Source organism: Isoptericola sp. NPDC057559 (assembly GCF_042801555.1).
GTDB lineage: Bacteria > Actinomycetota > Actinomycetes > Actinomycetales > Cellulomonadaceae > Isoptericola.
On the sequence record NZ_JBHVFQ010000024.1, the window covers coordinates 49,016 to 64,010 of the forward strand.

General features: G+C 76.5%; 11 protein-coding genes and 1 pseudogene. 6 read left to right on the forward strand and 6 right to left on the reverse strand.

The features are described 5' to 3' along the window. Window positions 1-43 precede the first annotated feature (43 nt). The 4 genes from ACFU5J_RS17920 to ACFU5J_RS17935 all read right to left on the reverse strand — a co-directional run bounded on the left by ACFU5J_RS17920 (window position 44) and on the right by ACFU5J_RS17935 (window position 5,325). Window positions 44-2,773, reverse strand: coding sequence for a LuxR C-terminal-related transcriptional regulator (locus tag ACFU5J_RS17920; protein WP_430579635.1), 2,730 nt, complete (start codon window positions 2,771-2,773; stop codon window positions 44-46). A 128-nt stretch (window positions 2,774-2,901) separates the two neighbouring features. Beyond that, on the reverse strand, window positions 2,902-3,756 hold the full coding sequence (locus ACFU5J_RS17925; RefSeq protein WP_430576041.1) for an alpha/beta fold hydrolase: 855 nt from the start codon (window positions 3,754-3,756) through the stop codon (window positions 2,902-2,904). A gap of 86 nt (window positions 3,757-3,842) precedes the next feature. Further along, on the reverse strand, window positions 3,843-4,817 hold the full coding sequence (locus tag ACFU5J_RS17930; protein ID WP_430579636.1) for a DUF1990 family protein: 975 nt from the start codon (window positions 4,815-4,817) through the stop codon (window positions 3,843-3,845). Between the two features lie 40 nt (window positions 4,818-4,857). Then, window positions 4,858-5,325 carry a hypothetical protein gene (locus tag ACFU5J_RS17935; protein ID WP_430579637.1) on the reverse strand — a complete coding sequence of 156 codons (468 nt, stop codon included), beginning with the start codon at window positions 5,323-5,325 and terminating at the stop codon, window positions 4,858-4,860. A gap of 220 nt (window positions 5,326-5,545) precedes the next feature. Between ACFU5J_RS17935 and ACFU5J_RS17940 the strand changes: the two genes are divergently transcribed. The 4 genes from ACFU5J_RS17940 (at window position 5,546) to ACFU5J_RS17955 (ending at window position 8,892) form a co-directional block, all read left to right on the forward strand. Continuing rightward, window positions 5,546-5,965 carry an STAS domain-containing protein gene (locus tag ACFU5J_RS17940; protein WP_430579638.1) on the forward strand — a complete coding sequence of 140 codons (420 nt, stop codon included), beginning with the start codon at window positions 5,546-5,548 and terminating at the stop codon, window positions 5,963-5,965. A gap of 90 nt (window positions 5,966-6,055) precedes the next feature. After that, the gene (locus ACFU5J_RS17945) at window positions 6,056-6,982 is read left to right on the forward strand and encodes a universal stress protein (RefSeq protein ID WP_430579639.1); all 927 of its coding nucleotides are present in this window, start codon (window positions 6,056-6,058) and stop codon (window positions 6,980-6,982) included. A 39-nt stretch (window positions 6,983-7,021) separates the two neighbouring features. Beyond that, complete coding sequence (locus tag ACFU5J_RS17950; protein WP_430576036.1) at window positions 7,022-7,687, forward strand: response regulator; 666 nt, start codon at window positions 7,022-7,024, stop codon at window positions 7,685-7,687. Next, a complete protein-coding gene (locus ACFU5J_RS17955; protein ID WP_430579640.1) occupies window positions 7,675-8,892 on the forward strand; it encodes a hypothetical protein in 1,218 nt (405 codons plus the stop codon). Before ACFU5J_RS17950 ends, ACFU5J_RS17955 begins: the two co-directional genes overlap by 13 nt. Before the next feature lie 24 nt (window positions 8,893-8,916). Here ACFU5J_RS17955 and ACFU5J_RS17960 read toward each other — a convergent pair whose 3' ends face one another. Then, window positions 8,917-9,300 (reverse strand): SHOCT domain-containing protein, encoded by a 384-nt coding sequence (locus tag ACFU5J_RS17960; RefSeq protein WP_430576034.1) that lies wholly within the window; start codon window positions 9,298-9,300, stop codon window positions 8,917-8,919. A 203-nt stretch (window positions 9,301-9,503) separates the two neighbouring features. Here ACFU5J_RS17960 and ACFU5J_RS17965 point away from each other — a divergent pair. Both ACFU5J_RS17965 and ACFU5J_RS17970 read left to right on the forward strand, forming a co-directional pair. After that, a pseudogene (locus ACFU5J_RS17965) lies at window positions 9,504-10,859 on the forward strand (cation-translocating P-type ATPase); the annotation flags it as partial. 325 nt (window positions 10,860-11,184) lie between these two features. Then, the gene (locus ACFU5J_RS17970; RefSeq protein ID WP_430579641.1) at window positions 11,185-12,210 is read left to right on the forward strand and encodes an HAD-IC family P-type ATPase; all 1,026 of its coding nucleotides are present in this window, start codon (window positions 11,185-11,187) and stop codon (window positions 12,208-12,210) included. A 40-nt stretch (window positions 12,211-12,250) separates the two neighbouring features. Here ACFU5J_RS17970 and ACFU5J_RS17975 read toward each other — a convergent pair whose 3' ends face one another. Further along, complete coding sequence (locus tag ACFU5J_RS17975; protein WP_430579642.1) at window positions 12,251-14,914, reverse strand: LuxR C-terminal-related transcriptional regulator; 2,664 nt, start codon at window positions 14,912-14,914, stop codon at window positions 12,251-12,253. Between the last annotated feature and the right edge of the window lie 81 nt (window positions 14,915-14,995).

Sequence of the window (14,995 nt, forward strand, 5' to 3'; positions counted from 1 at the left end):
GCCCCGCGCGGACCACGTGGTTCACGTAGTCCGAGGTTCCGGCCTACGGGGCGACGGGCTCGAAGTGCTCGGAGAGCTGTCGCCGGGACGTGACCCCGAGCTTCTGGAAGACCTTCCTCAGGTGGTAGTCGACGGTGTGGGGGCTGAGGAACAGGCGGGCCGCGATCTCGGCGTTGGTCCGTCCGGCCGCGGCCATCGTGGCGACGGCGCGTTCCTGCGTGGTCAGGTCCTGGCCGGACCTGGGCGCCGGCGCGCCCGCCGTGCCGCCGGCCGCCTCGAGCTCGGCGCGGATCCGGCCCTGGAAGACGGCGGCGCCGCTGCGGGTGGCGTGGTCCAGGGCGAGGTGGAGGTGCGCGGCGGCGTCCCGCCGTCGCCGGGCGCGGCGGAGCCACTCGCCGTAGACGAGGTGCGAGCGCGCGAGCTCGACGGTCGCGCCGGTGCGTGAGAGCGCGTCGACCGACGCCGCGTAGTGGGACTCGTCGTCGTCGGAGCCGGCGAGGGCGAGGGCGCGCTCGGCGAGGCCGCGGCACCATGCGGACCCGTTCGCCCCCGCGCGTGCGTCGAGGGCGGCTGCGGCGCGTGCCGCGTCCTCGGGCCGACCGCTCCGCACGGCCGCCTCGGCGTAGTCGGCGTAGTGGAGCGGGGTGACCTGCAGGAACGGGTCCTCGACGAGGGGATGCAGCCGTGCGAAGGCCCGTTCGTAGCGCCCCTCGGCGAGGTTGCGGACCGCGAGGGCGGCGGTGGCGGACGCCTCGACGCCGCCCCACCCGGACGCGGCGGCGCCCTGGCCGACGGCCTCCACGCTCTCTTCCGGGCTGCCGCTCCAGGCCATGACCGCGGCGTTGACGACGTTCTCGCCGTCGTAGCCCATCGCCCGGCGGACCTCGCGGACCGTAGCGTCGAAGGAGAGGGCGCGGCCCACCGTGCCGCCCATGAGCTCCGACAGCGCCCCGACCCAGAGCAGGGTGTCGAGCGCCTGCAGGGCGCCCGCGTCCCGGGCGGCGCGCATCGCCCGATCCAGCCCGGTCCGGCGCCCGGCCTCGTCCCAGAGGAAGGCGCCGATCGCCGCGATCAAGGTCCCCAGGTGGAGCAGGTCCCGGTCCGGCAGCGCGAGGATCGCGTCGAACGCCTCGCGCACCGGGCGCACGGCGCGGTCGTACGGCTCGAGGATCAGTGCGGACACACCGCGCAGGATCACGGAGGCGGCGCCGGGCGTCTCGGCCCCGGCCGCGAGCCGGCGTCCCAGCGTCGGGACGTCGACCCCGACGAGGAGCCGGTCCGCGCTGCTGCACCGTTCGAAGGCCTGCAGGAGGGCGCGCTGCTCCCGTTCGACGTCGTGGCCGTGGAACTCGTCGGCCGCCCGGAGCTGGTCGGAGGTGGCCGCCCGGACGCCGTCGGGATCTGCGACGAACAGGGCGGCGGCGCTGCGGACGAGGATCGCCCGGCCGCGCGTCACCCGGTCGAGGCCCTCGTCCCGGACGCCGGCGAGCAGGCGCACGGCGACGTCGGCGGCGCCCGCCTCCAGGGCGGCCTCGGCGGCCCCGACCAGCCGCTCGCCGCGCACCCGCCCGGCCGGCGTGAGCTCGGCCGCACGGGCGAGGATGCTGGCGCGCGACGACGAACCGCCACGCTGTGCCGCGAGGTGGGCGGCGCGCACGAGGCGTTGGGCGACGGCCTCGTCGGTCCCGCTCGCCGCGTGCGAGGCGTGCCACGCCTCGGTCTCGACGAGGCCGAGCTTCGCGGCGGCCTCCGCCAGCGCGCCGTGGACCCTCCGGCGCTCGGCCCGGGACGCCGACCCGTACACGGCGGAGCGGACGAGGGGGTGCCGGAACCCGACGGCCGGTTCGAGGTGCACGAGGCCCGCCGACTCCGCGTCGTCCTCGCGGGCCGGATCGATGGCGAGGGCCGCACCGGCGACCTCGAGCAGCTCCAGGTCGCCGGTGGAGTCGGTCGCCGCGAGCAGGAGCCAGCGCTGCGACTCCGGTGGCAGGTGCATGACGCGGCGCAGGTAGTGGGCCTCCAGGTGCTGCCCGACGGGCACCGGCTCGGGGCCGAGGCCGAGGTCGGTCATCTCCCGCAGCAGGGGATCGGCCGCCAGGTCGACCAGGGCCAGCGGGTTGCCGTCCGTCGCGCGGACGATCGCGGCGGTGGCGGTCGGGGTGAACGGCCCGGCCGCGGACCGGTTCAGCAGCGCCGCGGCCGGCTCGGGCGACAGCCCCGCGAGGGCGAGGACCGGCACCCCGCGCAGCACCGCGTCGAGCCCGCGCTCCTCGCGGCCGGCCAGGACCAGCGCCACGCGCTCCGCGCCGAGGCGGCGCGCGACGAACGCGAACGCCTCGAGGCTCTCGCGGTCGAGCAGGTGCGCGTCGTCGACGGCGCAGAGCAGGCCGGCCCTGGTGCTCGCGGCGGCGAGCAGGCTGAGCACCCCGAGGCCGACCAGGTAGCGGTCCGGCGGGGGCCCGTCGGCGGCGCCGGTGGCCACCCGGAGGCTGAGGCGCTGCCGCTCCGGGATCTCGGCCAGGTGCTCCCGCAGCAGTCCGGTGAGGCGCTCGACCGCCGCGTACGGCATGGACGACTCCGACTCGTAGCCGTCGAGGCGCAGCACCCGCGCCCCGGGCCCCGGCGACGCGTCGCGCAGCAGGGTCGTCTTGCCCATGCCGGGCTCGGCGAGGACCAGGAGTGCGCTGCCGTGCCCGTTGCGGGCCGCGCCGATCACCTCGGCGACCCTTCGCTGTTCGCTCTCGCGGCCGAGCAGGCCGCCGGTGCCGTGCACGAGCGACAGGATAAGGAAGCGCTCCCACGGCTGCGCGGCCGAGCACGAAGATCACCCGCGCCGGGCCCCGCCCACGCCGCAGTGCGGCGCGGGCAGGGCCCGGTCAGGGGCTGCGACGCCCGAGGTGGCTACCTCGCGGCCGCCTTGATGACCTGCAGGACCTGGAGGGGATGGCTGATCATCACCGCGTGCGAGGAGCGGATCTCCACCGTCGTCGCGCCGGCGCGCTTCGCCATGGCCCGCTCGGCCTCCGGGGGGATGGTGCGGTCGTCCTTCGCCACGACGTACCAGCTCGGGACGGACCTCCACGCCGGCTCGCCGGACGGCTCGAGCAGCGACGCGAGGGCGACCGGTCGCTGGGCACCGGCCAGCGTCTCGGCGAGACGTCGCGGGAGGTCCTGGGCGAACAGCCGCGGGTACCACTCGGGGTCGATGTACGCGTCGGCGTTCCCCTCCCCGGCGCCCGGGAAGGGCCGCAGCACCAGGTGGTCGGTCACCGTCGTGTGGCCCCCGCCGAGCGCGTTCGCCGCGGCGACGGTCTCGCCCTCGTCGAGCGCGTAGCCGGCCACGTACACGAGCGACTTCACCTGGTCGTTCCCGGTCGCCGCGTTCGTGATGACCGCACCGCCGTACGAGTGGCCCACGAGGACGATCGGGCCGTCCACCGTCGCGAGGAACTGCCGCAGGTACTCCGCGTCGTGCTCGATGCCCCGCAACGGGTTCGAGAAGGCCAGGACCGGGTAGCCCTCGTCCAGCAGCCGTTCGGCGACGACGGTCCACCCGCTCGAGTCGGCGAACGCCCCGTGGACGAGGACGACCGTGGGCCGGGGTGCGTGCGGGCGGCCTTCCGCGAGGGCGGCGGGCGCGCCCGAGGGGCCCGCCGACGCCGTGAGCGGAGCCAGACCGAGGACGGCGACGAGCACCGTGATGAGGGCCGCGACGACGCGGCGCGACCGGATCGCCTGCGAGGACTGCTCAGACATGGCATCTCCTTCGACGAGTTCAGGGGATCCCAGCCTCCGTGGCGTCGAGGCGACGCGGACCACGCGTCGCGCGTAGTCCGACGGCGTCACACGAGCGAGCGGAGGTACCGGCGGCGGTAGACCTTCTGGGCGACCAGGACCGCGGGGAACAGCGCCCGCCACGGGCCCCGGCCCGCGCGCGTGAGGGAGCGCAGCGTGAGGTGCACCGTCCCGTCGTCGTCCCGGTGCACGACGAACGCCTCCTCGCCGGCCACGGGATGACCGTCGAGGGTGCCGTAGGCGAGGGCGACGCGGCGGTTCGTCACGACGGTCTCGACCACCTGGACCGGCTCGCGCACCCGGAGGGGCCCGATCCGCGCGACGAGCCAGGAGCGCTCGCCCGCCCGCGCCGCCCGGCCCGGGGCGAGCGGCGGGTCGACGGCGAACCCGCTGCGGGTCTTCACGCCCCACGACAGGACCGCTGCCGACGCCTCGGCCCAGAGCCCGGGCCCGGAGCCCACCGGCACCGTGCGCTCGTACGCACGCCAGCCGGCGGGCGGGGTCCAGCGCGCGGCGGCGAGCGCCGTCCCGCCCACGACCTCGTAGGCGAAGCCCTTGCGGCCCAGGTGGTGCGCGGACAGGAGCACCAGGTCGCCCGGGTCACCGCCGGCACCCACGACGGCGGAGCGCACGACCTCCTCCTCGGCGGAGGTGAGCCGGAAGGCCGCGCCGGCGCCCGTGTCGTTCGCCTCCCACACGAGACGCCCGCCGTGGTCGACGGCCGAGCACCCGATGCTGAACGGCGCGAGCGTCAGGGCGAGGTCGAGCTCCTCGTCGGCGCGGGGGTCCAGCGACAGGGAGGTGCCCCGACGACCGCCCGCGGCGAGGCGCTGCTGGGCGGTGCGGACGGCGGGCCGCGCCTCCTCGGGCCACTCCTCGTCGGAGAGGACGTCGACGTCGACCCGGCCGAGCCGACCGCGCTGCGTGCGCAGCGCCGCGCGGGCCGCCGCCGCGGTGGCGGCGCGTCCGGCATCGTCGCGCACGGTGAACCAGCGTCCGTCGTCGCTCACCGCGTCGGTCACGGCGCCTATCGTGCCGCACCCCGCAGAGCCGGCGGGCGCCTCACGCGGGCTGGGCGGTCGTGCTCGGCGCAGCCGGCGCGGCGCGCATGCCCGGCAGCGCGGCGGCCACGACGGCGGCGACGGCGGCCGGGGCGAAGAGGATCCCGACGCTGAGGGCGCCGAGCAGGGTCATGAGGACGAGCAGCACCGCGGTCGTGACGCGCAGGGCGAGGAAGCCGCGGGCGCGCCGGGCGAGCAGCGGCAGGGCTGCGACGACCACCGGCAGGGCGAGGACGACGAGGATGCCGGGGCCGTTCACCTGCGCCAGCGTGGCGGTGGTCTCCGTCGTCCTGACCGCCGCGCCGGTGACAGGGTCGCCGGACATCTCCGCCGTGGACCCGGAGTACACCGGGAGCAGCGCAGCGACGACGAAGCCCGCGAGGGCGAGCACCAGCGTCACGACGGCGGCGACGCGGGCCGGGCCGCCCGCGGCGGGCCCCGGCGGGGCGGAGGGAGCGGGCTGGGTCATCGGTGACCTCCTCCGGGTCCGTGCGGCCCGGGTCGGGGTGCCGCCCGGGCGCGGCCTCCGGGCCAGTATGCGGGCGCGGTGGACCGCCCCGCACGCGCCCGGACCGCGCTCGCTGCGGATTCCCGGACCGCGCATGCGTGGTACCACGTACGCGGCGCCGTCGGACCGGTGGAGCGGGCGTGGGATGTGCAGGTCCTGATCGCTCGTCCGGAGGCACTCCGTGGACCGACGTCCCTCGCTCACCCCGCCCACCGTCGTACCCGGCGCCCCGCCCCACGGCACGCTCGACGCCCTGCCGGCACCTCCGCCTGCCGCGGTCGAGGTGGACGCGCGCGGTCCGGTGGTGCTGGTCCGGATGTCCGGTGAGGTCGACGCGACCTGTCTCGCCGAGGCGAGGCGGGCGCTCGGGGCGCTCGACGCGGTGGCCGGGCACCGTCCCGTCCTCGTGGACACCCACGACGTGACCTTCATGGACTCCTCGGGGATCGCGCTGCTGGAGCGCGTCGTGCGCCTGTGCCGGTCGGCCGCCGTCCCCGTGGCCCTGCTCGATCCGGCGACCACCGTCACCGAGGTGCTCGCCGTCCTCGGGCTGGACCGCTGGTTCCCCGTGGTGCGCTCCGACGCCCGCGCCCGCGCCTGACCCGGCCCGCCCGGGCACGATGGTCGGGCAGGCCACCACGACAGACCCGCGGGTGACACACGCCCGCGGCCACGACACCGAGGGGTGGAGATGAACGCACCGCAGAACGTCCTGGTCGGCGTCGACGGTTCGGAGGAGAGCCTGCACGCGCTCGACTGGGCCGCCGCCTACGCCCGCCGCGCCGCCGTGGAGCTGCACGTCCTCAGCGCATACACGCTGCCGGGGTTCACGGGCAGCTACAGCTTCGCCCAGGACATCCCGATGGTCGACGACCCGTACGCGAAGCGCTACGTCGAGGAGCTGCTGGCCCGGGCGCACGAGCGCGTCACCGCGACCGGGGTCCCCGCCACCACCGAGGTGACCATCGCCGATGCGACGACGGCGCTCGCGGAGCGGTCCGGGCGGTTCGGCCTCGTCGTCATCGGCGCCCGCGGCGCCGGCGGCTTCGTCGAGCGGCTGCTCGGCACGGTGTCGGCGAACCTGCCGGTACGGTCGGCGTGCCCGACGGTCGTCGTGCCGGGCCGCGCGAAGACGGACGACGACGGCGCGCTCTCCGTCGACGCCCTGGACCGCTTCGGCAAGGTCGTCGTGGGCGTCGACGGCTCGCGGTCCTCGGACGCGGCGCTCGACACGGCGCTCGCGCAGGCGCGCGCCTGGGGCGCCTCCGTCGAGCTCGTCCGCGCCGTCTCCCTCGTGGGCTGGAGCGGCTCCCCGTGGCTGGACCCGGGCTTCCGGGACTCCGTCCTCGGCGGTGTCCGCGAGGAGCTCGACCAGGACGTCGCCCGCCTGCGCGCGGCGCAGCCCGACGTGACCGTGACCGCCGACGTCGTCGAGGGGCACGCGTCCGACGTCCTGGTCGACGCCTCCGGCTCGGCCGACCTGCTCGTCGTCGGCTCGCGCGGACGCGGCGGCATCCGCGGCCTCCTGCTCGGCTCGACGAGCCAGGCGGTGCTGCGCCGCGCGGAGTGCCCCGTGCTGGTGCCCGCGCGCGTGTCGGAGCGCACGGACGGCGACTGATCGGGCGGGGAACACCCTGGGCTGCCTACCATCGGCGGCATGGTGACCCCCCGCACCCGTGTGGGCATCGTCGAGGACGAGGCCCTGATGCGAGGGATGCTCGAGCAGGCGCTGGCCGCGGAGGAGTCGCTGCACGTCGTCCACGCGGTGCCCGGGGTGACCGAGGCCCGACTGGTCTTCACCCCCGGGTCGTGCGACGTCGCGGTGCTGGACGTGAACCTCCCCGACGGCAACGGGGTCTCCCTGGGGGTGGCGCTGCAGCGGGCCGACCCGCGCCTCGCGGTCATGCTGCTGTCCAGCGAGGACGTCATGGGCCTGTTCACGGCCGTCCAGAGTGAGACGACCCGGCCGTGGAGCTACCTGTCCAAGCGATCGAGCTTCGCGCGCGACGTCCTGGTGCGCGCGGTCGTCGCGACGGCGCAGGGCCAGGTGGTGCTCGACCCGTACCTGGTGCAGCGCTCCACGCCGCGGCCCGGGTCGGCGGTCTCGGCGCTGACGCCCGCACAGTTCGGCGTGCTGCGGCTCGTGGCGGAGGGCCTGTCGAACCGCTCCACCGCCGACCGGCTCGGCATCAACGAGCGCTCTGTCGAGAGCCACCTCAAGTCGATCTACCAGCGTCTGGGCGTCGACGGCAGCGAGCACAACCGTCGTGTCGCGGCCGTGCTCGCGTTCCTCGAGCAGACGGGGCGCTCGTGGCGGGCCTGACGGCGCGGGCCGCGCCCGCCTCGGCGCAGGCCGCCCAGTCCGTCCCGTCGCGCGACCGCACGCGGATCGCCGTGGTGGTCGCCGGTGCCAACTTCGTCCTGTACTCGTTGATGACCGTGGCCGGGTGGGCCGGCTGGGGCGGGCTGCAGACCGCGATCACGCACGAGCACAGCGCCCTCGGAGTGGCCGTCGACGGCGTGGTCGTGCTTCTGGTGAACCTGGCGTTCGGCGCGGTCGTCATCGCCGGGACGCTCGCCTTCCGCGCCATGGCGCGCCGGTGGCCCGCCCGGATCCTCGTCGTGACGTGCGTGTCGGCGGTCGCCTCGGTGCCGCGGATCCTCGCGCTCGCCGCGATCAGCAGCACGCCTTCCGGGGGCGCTTACGTCGCGGCGGTCGGCACGCTCGGGCTCGCCGCGGGCGTCGTCGGGATGTCCGCAGGCCTGCTCGCCGCGTCGCTGGTGGACCGGGCCTGGACCGAGCAGCAGCGCCGCGAGGAGGAGGCGCTGCGCGCCGCCCGCGCCGTCGAGGAACTCCAGGACGAGGAGATCCGCGTGCGCCGCCTGGTTTTCGACCAGCTGCACGGCACGCTGCAGTTCCACCTCGTGACGGTGACTGCGGGACTGGACCAGGTGGCCGAGCAGCTGGAGGCGGCCGGCGACGCCCCGCGCGCCGCCGCGGTGCGGCGCTGGGCGGAGACCCTCGAGGAGATCCGCGAGGACGACGTGCGCTCGCTCAGCCACAGCGTCTTCCCGTCCGGCGCCGACCTGGGGCCGCAGGAGGCGATCGGGCTGCTGCTGCGGCGCCTGCCGCCGCAGGTCGACGCGTCGATCGAGCTCGGCGACCGGTACCGCGACCTGGTGGCCGAGGCGGGGCTGCGGATGCCGATGGCCGAGCGCCTCGTGGTGATCTACACGGTCGAGGAGGCGGTGACCAACGCGCTGCGGCATGGCCGGGCGCGCACGGTCACGGTCCGCGCGGACGCGGAGCCCACCGCCGACCCCGACCGCTGGGTGTTCGTCACCGAGGTCGACGACGACGGCACCGGGCCCACGGAGACGGCGCCGACGCTGCACGGCCTGCGCCGCCACCTCGAGCGCATCGAGTACCGCGGCGGCACGCTCGAGCTCGGGACGAACACCGGAGGCGGCGGCCGGCTCGCGTTCCGCCTCCCGTTCACGGCCGACCCGACGGCGCCGGGCCGATGAGCCCCGCGCCGCGGGCCGCCGACGTCAGGTGAGGGCCTTCGCCTTGAGCTGCGCGAACTCGGTCGCGTCGATCGCGCCCGAGTCCAGCAGGGCCTTGGCCTGGGCGATGTCGTCGGCGGCGGACCGTGACGTGCCGGCCGTGGACCGGATGTAGTCGTCGGTCATCTGCTTGTGCGCCATCCGCTCCTCGTAGTGCCGCTCGGCCATCCCGCGGCCGCGCGCGATGAGGTAGACCAGCGCGGACAGCAGGGGCAGCAGGATGAGGAGGACGACCCACAGCGCCTTCCACCAGCCGTTGAGCGACCGGTCGCGGAACAGGTCGCTGACGATCTGGAACAGCATGATCAGGTAGGCGAAGAGGAAGAACCACCAGAGCATCAGCCAGAACCAGTCCCAGAAGGTGTCCATCGCGGGCTCCTCAGGTCGCAGGGGCGGCCGTCCGGCGTGGCCGGCCACCCCCACTGTCGGCGCGGGCGACGGAGGGGGCCTCACCCGCCGGGGGTAGTCGCGTCCCCGCAGGCCGGAGGGCACGCCGGCACGCTCACCCGGGGCGGGTGAGGCAGCCGCGCCGGGTCGCTGTGAGGGTGGACGCGCACCGTGAGGAGGGCGCGATGACCGCTGCGCAGATCCCCCGGCACGCCGCCGGCTGGCACACCGCGACCGGGCCGGAGGTGTGCGCGCAGCTCGGCGTCGACCCGGCGCGCGGGCTCACCTCGGCGGAGGCCGTCGAGCGGCGCGCCCGCTACGGACCCAACGCGCTCGCGGAGGAGCGCCGGGAGCGGCCGTGGCAGGCGTTCCTGCGCCAGTACCGCGACCTCATGCAGCTGGTGCTGGTGGCCGCCGCGGTGGTGAGCATCGTCGCGCTGGGCGACGTCACGACCGGCGTCGTCGTCTTCTCCCTCACCGTGCTCAACGCCCTCATGGGGCTGCACCAGGAGGGCAAGGCCGCGCAGAGCGTGGCCGCGCTGCGCCAGATGCTGGTCATGACGGCGACCGTGCGCCGCGACGGCCGCCAGGTGCAGCTGCCGGCCGAGGAGCTGGTGCCCGGCGACGTCGTCGGCTTCGAGGCGGGCGGCAAGGTCCCCGCCGACGGCCGCCTGCTCGTGGCCGCGTCCCTGGAGATCGAGGAGGCGGGCCTGACGGGCGAGAGCACGCCGGTGTCGAAGACGGTCGACCCGGTCGACGCCGTCGAGGCGCCGCTCGGCGACCGCACCGACATGGCCTACATGAACTCGCAGGTCACGCGCGGGCGCGGCGAGATGGTGGTCACCGCGACGGGCATGGACACCGAGGTGGGCCGGATCTCCGGGATGCTCAGCGGCGTCGAGCAGGACCGGACCCCGCTGACCCGCCAGCTCGACCGGATCACCGTGATCATCACGGTGATGGCGGCGGTCGCCCTGGTGGTGGTGGTCGTCCTCGGGCTGGCGCGCGGCGAGGACTTCGACAGCCTGTTCGTCGTCGGCATCAGCCTCGCCATCGCCGCCATCCCGACGGGGCTGCCGGCCGTGGTGACGATGCTGCTGTCCATGGGCACGCGGAACCTCGCGGCCGAGGGCGCGATCGTCAAGCGGCTCAAGTCGGTGGAGACGCTCGGCTCGACGTCGGCCATCTGCTCCGACAAGACCGGCACGCTCACGCTCAACCAGATGACGGCCCGGCGCCTCGTCCTCGCGGGCCGGCGCTTCACCGTCGAGGGGGAGGGCTACTCGACGACGGGCCGGATCCTCGCGGCGGCGGGCGACGAGGGCGCGCCGCTGGACCAGGTCGCCCTCCCGATGGCGCTCGCGAGCGACGCCGTGGTGGCCGACGGCGCGTGCGTGGGCGACCCGACGGAGGGCGCCCTGGTCGTGCTGGCCGCGAAGGCCGGGCTCGACGTCGAGGAGACGCGCCGGGAGCACCCGCGCATCGCGGAGGTGCCGTTCGACGCCGAGTACAAGTTCATGGCCACGTTCCACGAGATCGACGGCGCGACCCGGTGCTTCGTCAAGGGCGCGCCCGACGTCCTGCTCGCCCGGTCCGACCGGTACCTCACGGCGGACGGCGGTAGCGCCCTGCTCGACGACGCGGGCCGGGCGCGGGTCCTCGAGGCGAACGACGCCCTGGCGGGCGAGGGCATGCGGGTGCTGGCCGTGGCCCGCTCCACGGTGCCCTCCGGCGGCCTGCGCGGCGACCTGCTCGACGTCGTGCGCGGGCTCGAGCTCGTCGCCCTCGTGGGGATCGTGGACCCGCCGCGCCGCGAGGCGCGCGACGCGATCGCCGCGTGCGCGAGCGCGGGGATCCGCGTGCCGGATGATCACCGGCGACCACGTGACCACCGCGGGCGCGATCGCCGCCCAGCTCGGCATCACGGGCCGGGCGCTCACGGGCGCCGAGTTCGCCGCCCTGTCCGACGGCGAGCTCGACGCGCACGTGGACGAGATCGGCGTGGTGGCGCGCGTCGCGCCCGAGGACAAGGTGCGCCTGGTCGACGTCCTCAAGCGGCGCGGGGAGATCGTCGCGATGACGGGCGACGGCGTGAACGACGCGCCGGCGCTCGCGCGGGCCGACATCGGCGTCGCGATGGGGATCACCGGCACGGAGGTCACCAAGGACGCGGCGGAGATGATCCTCACCGACGACAACTTCGCGACGATCGTCACCGCCGTCGAGGGCGGGCGCGGCCTCTACGACAACCTCATGAAGTACATCCGCTTCCAGATGGTGGTGCTGATCGGCTTCATCCTGACGTTCGTCGGGGCGGGCGTGTTCGTCGTGGCGGCCGGCACGCCGCTGACGCCGCTGCAGATCCTGTGGATCAACTTCGCGATCGACGTGCTGCTGGCGATCGGGCTCGGGTTCGACGCGCCCACGCCGGGCCTCATGGCGCGGCGCCCGCGGTCGCCGTCCGAGCCGGTGATCGGTCGCGGGCTCGCGGTGCGGCTCGCGGTCGGGGGAGTGCTCATCGCCACGGGCACGCTCATCGCGGTGGGCTACGGCGAGGCGCGGTTCGACCTGACCGTGGCCACGACGATGGGCCTGACCGCGATGTCGCTGCTGCACGTCGTGGCCGCGCTGGAGTGGCGCGACCAGCGCGCCAGCATCCTGTCGCACGACACGCTCGCCAACGGCCGGTTCGTGGTGCTGATGCTCGTCGCGCTGGGGCTGACCTTCCTGGTGACGACCCTCGACGGCCTGGAGCGCATCTTCGGCACGACGCCGCTCGACGGCGGACAGTGGGGCGTCTGCGCGCTGGTGGCCCTCGGGTACCTGCTGGTCGTGGAGGCGGGCAAGGCGGTGCTGCGCGCGCTGGAGCGCCGCGGCGGGGTCCGGGGCTGATCCCGGGGCTGATCCCGGGGTCCCGCCACCGGGCCGGCGCCTAGGGCAGGAGGCCCAGGCGGCGGCCCTGCCGCACGGCGTCGCGTCGCGAGCCGACCCCGAGCTTGCGGTACAGCGCCTTGAGGTGCGCCTTGACGGTGTTGACGGAGACGAACAGCTCCTCCGCGATCTCGGCGTTGCTCGCCATCGTCGGCAGCGCGGCCAGGACGGCGAGCTCCCGGGCCGTCAGGGGTTCGAGCGGCGCGAGGGGAGCGGCGGGGTCGAGCTCGGGGAGGGCCGCGCGCAGCCGTTCGGCGAGCGGGCCGGCGCGGCCGGCGACGGCGGCGGCCACGACGGGTCGCAGCTCGGTCGTGGCGGCCGTGAGGAACGGGGAGACGAGCAGCTCGGGGGCCGCGGCGCGCAGGGCGCGCTCCACCGCGGGCTCGGCGTGGCGGGCGCCCGCACGCACCAGCACCGCACCCTCGACGAGGGCGGCCTCGACGCGGGCGAGGTCGTCGACGTCCGCGGCGGCCGCGAGGCCGTGCACGGCACGCAGGGCCTCGCCCGTGCGACCGGCGGCGAGCAGCAGGCGGCCGCGGCACACCCGCGCCACGGGGGTAGGACGGACGACGGCGTCCCCTGCCACGGCTCCGGCGAGCGTGCCCGGCACGGTCGCCGCGGCCAGCGCGGCCTCCGTCGCGGCGCGGGCGCGCAGGTCGTCGAGCAGCGGGGGCACGGGGTGCGGCGCGGTCGGCTCGGTGGCGGCGGCCAGCTCCCGCCGGGCACGGCGGGCGTCGCCCTGGCGCGCGGCGAGGAGCGACTCGAGCAGGTGCGCCGCAACCTGCGGCGCGGGGTCGGGCAGGCCGGACGACGCCGCGCGTGCCTGCGCGAGGAGCGCTCCCGCGCGGGACTCCTCCGCGCGGTGGAGGGCGACCCACGCGAGCGCGACGAGCGCCGGCGCCGTCTGCACGTGACCGACCCAACCCCGCGCGGATGCCCGGTCCACCACGGCCCGCGCCCGCTCCGTGCCCGCCGTGAGGCGCCCGTCGGCGACGTCCTGGAGCGCGGTCGCCGCGTGGGCGCCGAGGGTGACGAGGCCCGCGGCGTGCAGGTCGTCCTCCGGGCCGTCCGGCGGGCCGACCTCGTCGGCGGCATCGTCCCGGCGGGGGACGGCGCACCACGCCCGGCCGGCGTCGTGGTGGGCGCGCGCCAGCGTCCGGTAGGTGGCCAGCGCGGGGAACGGGAACGGGACGCGCTCGGCGGCCGTGAGCGCCGCGCCCGCGGTGCGGTAGAGCCGGCGGACGTCGCCGACCGCCCGCGCGGCGGTGGCCTCCAGGTCCTCCAGCAGCACCGCGGCGGCCGGGTCCTGCGCCGGGTCGCCGAGCAGCTTGCGGGCCCGCCCGAGGTGGTGGAGAGCGCCCTCGGGGCGGCCGTCGACGAGGGCGAGCGTCGCGGCGCACAGGTGCAGGGGGACGGTCGGCGCCAGCGACGCGTAGGGCACCCGGCCCAGCGCGTCGACGACGGCCTGTCGCCGCGGCCCCACCAGCTGCGCCGCGGCCACGTCCACGAAGACGTCGCCCACCAGGCCCCAGTCCGCCGACGCGACCGCGTGGTCGAGCGCGCGCACGGCCTCGCCGCGCCGGGCGAACCACCGCGCGGCCGCGCCGTGCGCCTCCGCGCTGCCCGCCGGGTCCTCGAGGCGCAGCTGCTGCTGCAGCATCTCGCGCAGCAGCGGGTGGTAGCGGAGCCACGACCCCTCGGCGTCGACGCGTGCCACGAACCCGTTCGACGCCGCGAGCTCGCGCAGCAGCCGGGGCGCGGGGGCACCCGGCGCGAGCGCGGCGGCCAGGTCCGCGCACACGGTCGGGGTCACGCTCGTGCGCAGCAGGAAGGCCCGCGCCGTCGGGTCGAGGCGCTGCAGCACCTCCGTGAGGAGGAACTCGGCGGCCGAGCGCTGCGCCCGGTCGCGGCGGACCGGGTCGTCGGCGGCGTCGAGGTGCAGCCGGACGCCGACGGGCCACCCGTCGGTCTCCGCGAGCAGCCGGTCGACGTCCTCGGCGGCTAGGGGCTGCCCGGTGCCGGCGGCGAGCGTCCCGGTCTCGGCGGCGTCGAGGGCGAGGTCGGCCGCGCCGAGCTCGGCGACCTCGCCCTGGGCACGCAGGCGCTGCAGGCTCAGCGCGGGGTCGAAGCGGGTGAGCGTCACCAGGTGCAGGGGCAACGGGTAGCGCAGCACGTCGTCGACCGTCTCGAGGACCTCGGGGCCGGCGAGGTGGAAGTCGTCCAGGACGAGGACGACCGGCTCCGGCAGCAGGTCGACGGCGAGCAGGATCCGGCGCACCAGGTCGGGGGAGAGGCGCGACGGGACGGAGACGGCGCCCAGCGGATGACCGGGCGGGACGGTGCCCGAGCGGCGCAGCGCGGTGAGGACGTCGGCCCAGAACGCGGTCGGCGCGCCGTCGGCCGCCTCGAGGGTGAGCCAGGCGACCCGCGGGCCGCCGGCGGCGCGGGCCCAGGCGGCCACGGCGGTGGTCTTGCCCCAGCCGGGCCCGGCCGAGACGAGCGTGAGGCGGCGCCGTCCGGCTTCGGCGAGGTGCCGCTCGACCCGCGGCCGGGCGACCGCGCCGGGGGCCTGCGGCGGCACCTCCGTGCGGGCGCGCAGCGGCCCGGAGGCGCCGAGCCTGCGGGCCCGGTCCTCCGGCGCGCTGCGGGTGCCCACAGTGGCCATGGCCGCAGGCTAGGACCGCCGCCGAGGCTTCGCGCGTCCTGCCGGGACGACGGCGCCGGGCGGTCGGCGCCCCGACGCCGC

Coding starts and splice junctions, on each gene's coding strand:
- ACFU5J_RS17960 (WP_430576034.1), bottom strand. CDS start 9,300: ATGGACACCTTCTGGGACTGGTTCTGGCTGATGCTCTGGTGGTTCTTC.
- ACFU5J_RS17935 (WP_430579637.1), bottom strand. CDS start 5,325: ATGACCCAGCCCGCTCCCTCCGCCCCGCCGGGGCCCGCCGCGGGCGGC.
- ACFU5J_RS17970 (WP_430579641.1), top strand. CDS start 11,185: ATGATCACCGGCGACCACGTGACCACCGCGGGCGCGATCGCCGCCCAG.
- ACFU5J_RS17975 (WP_430579642.1), bottom strand. CDS start 14,914: ATGGCCACTGTGGGCACCCGCAGCGCGCCGGAGGACCGGGCCCGCAGG.
- ACFU5J_RS17925 (WP_430576041.1), bottom strand. CDS start 3,756: ATGTCTGAGCAGTCCTCGCAGGCGATCCGGTCGCGCCGCGTCGTCGCG.
- ACFU5J_RS17950 (WP_430576036.1), top strand. CDS start 7,022: ATGGTGACCCCCCGCACCCGTGTGGGCATCGTCGAGGACGAGGCCCTG.
- ACFU5J_RS17945 (WP_430579639.1), top strand. CDS start 6,056: ATGAACGCACCGCAGAACGTCCTGGTCGGCGTCGACGGTTCGGAGGAG.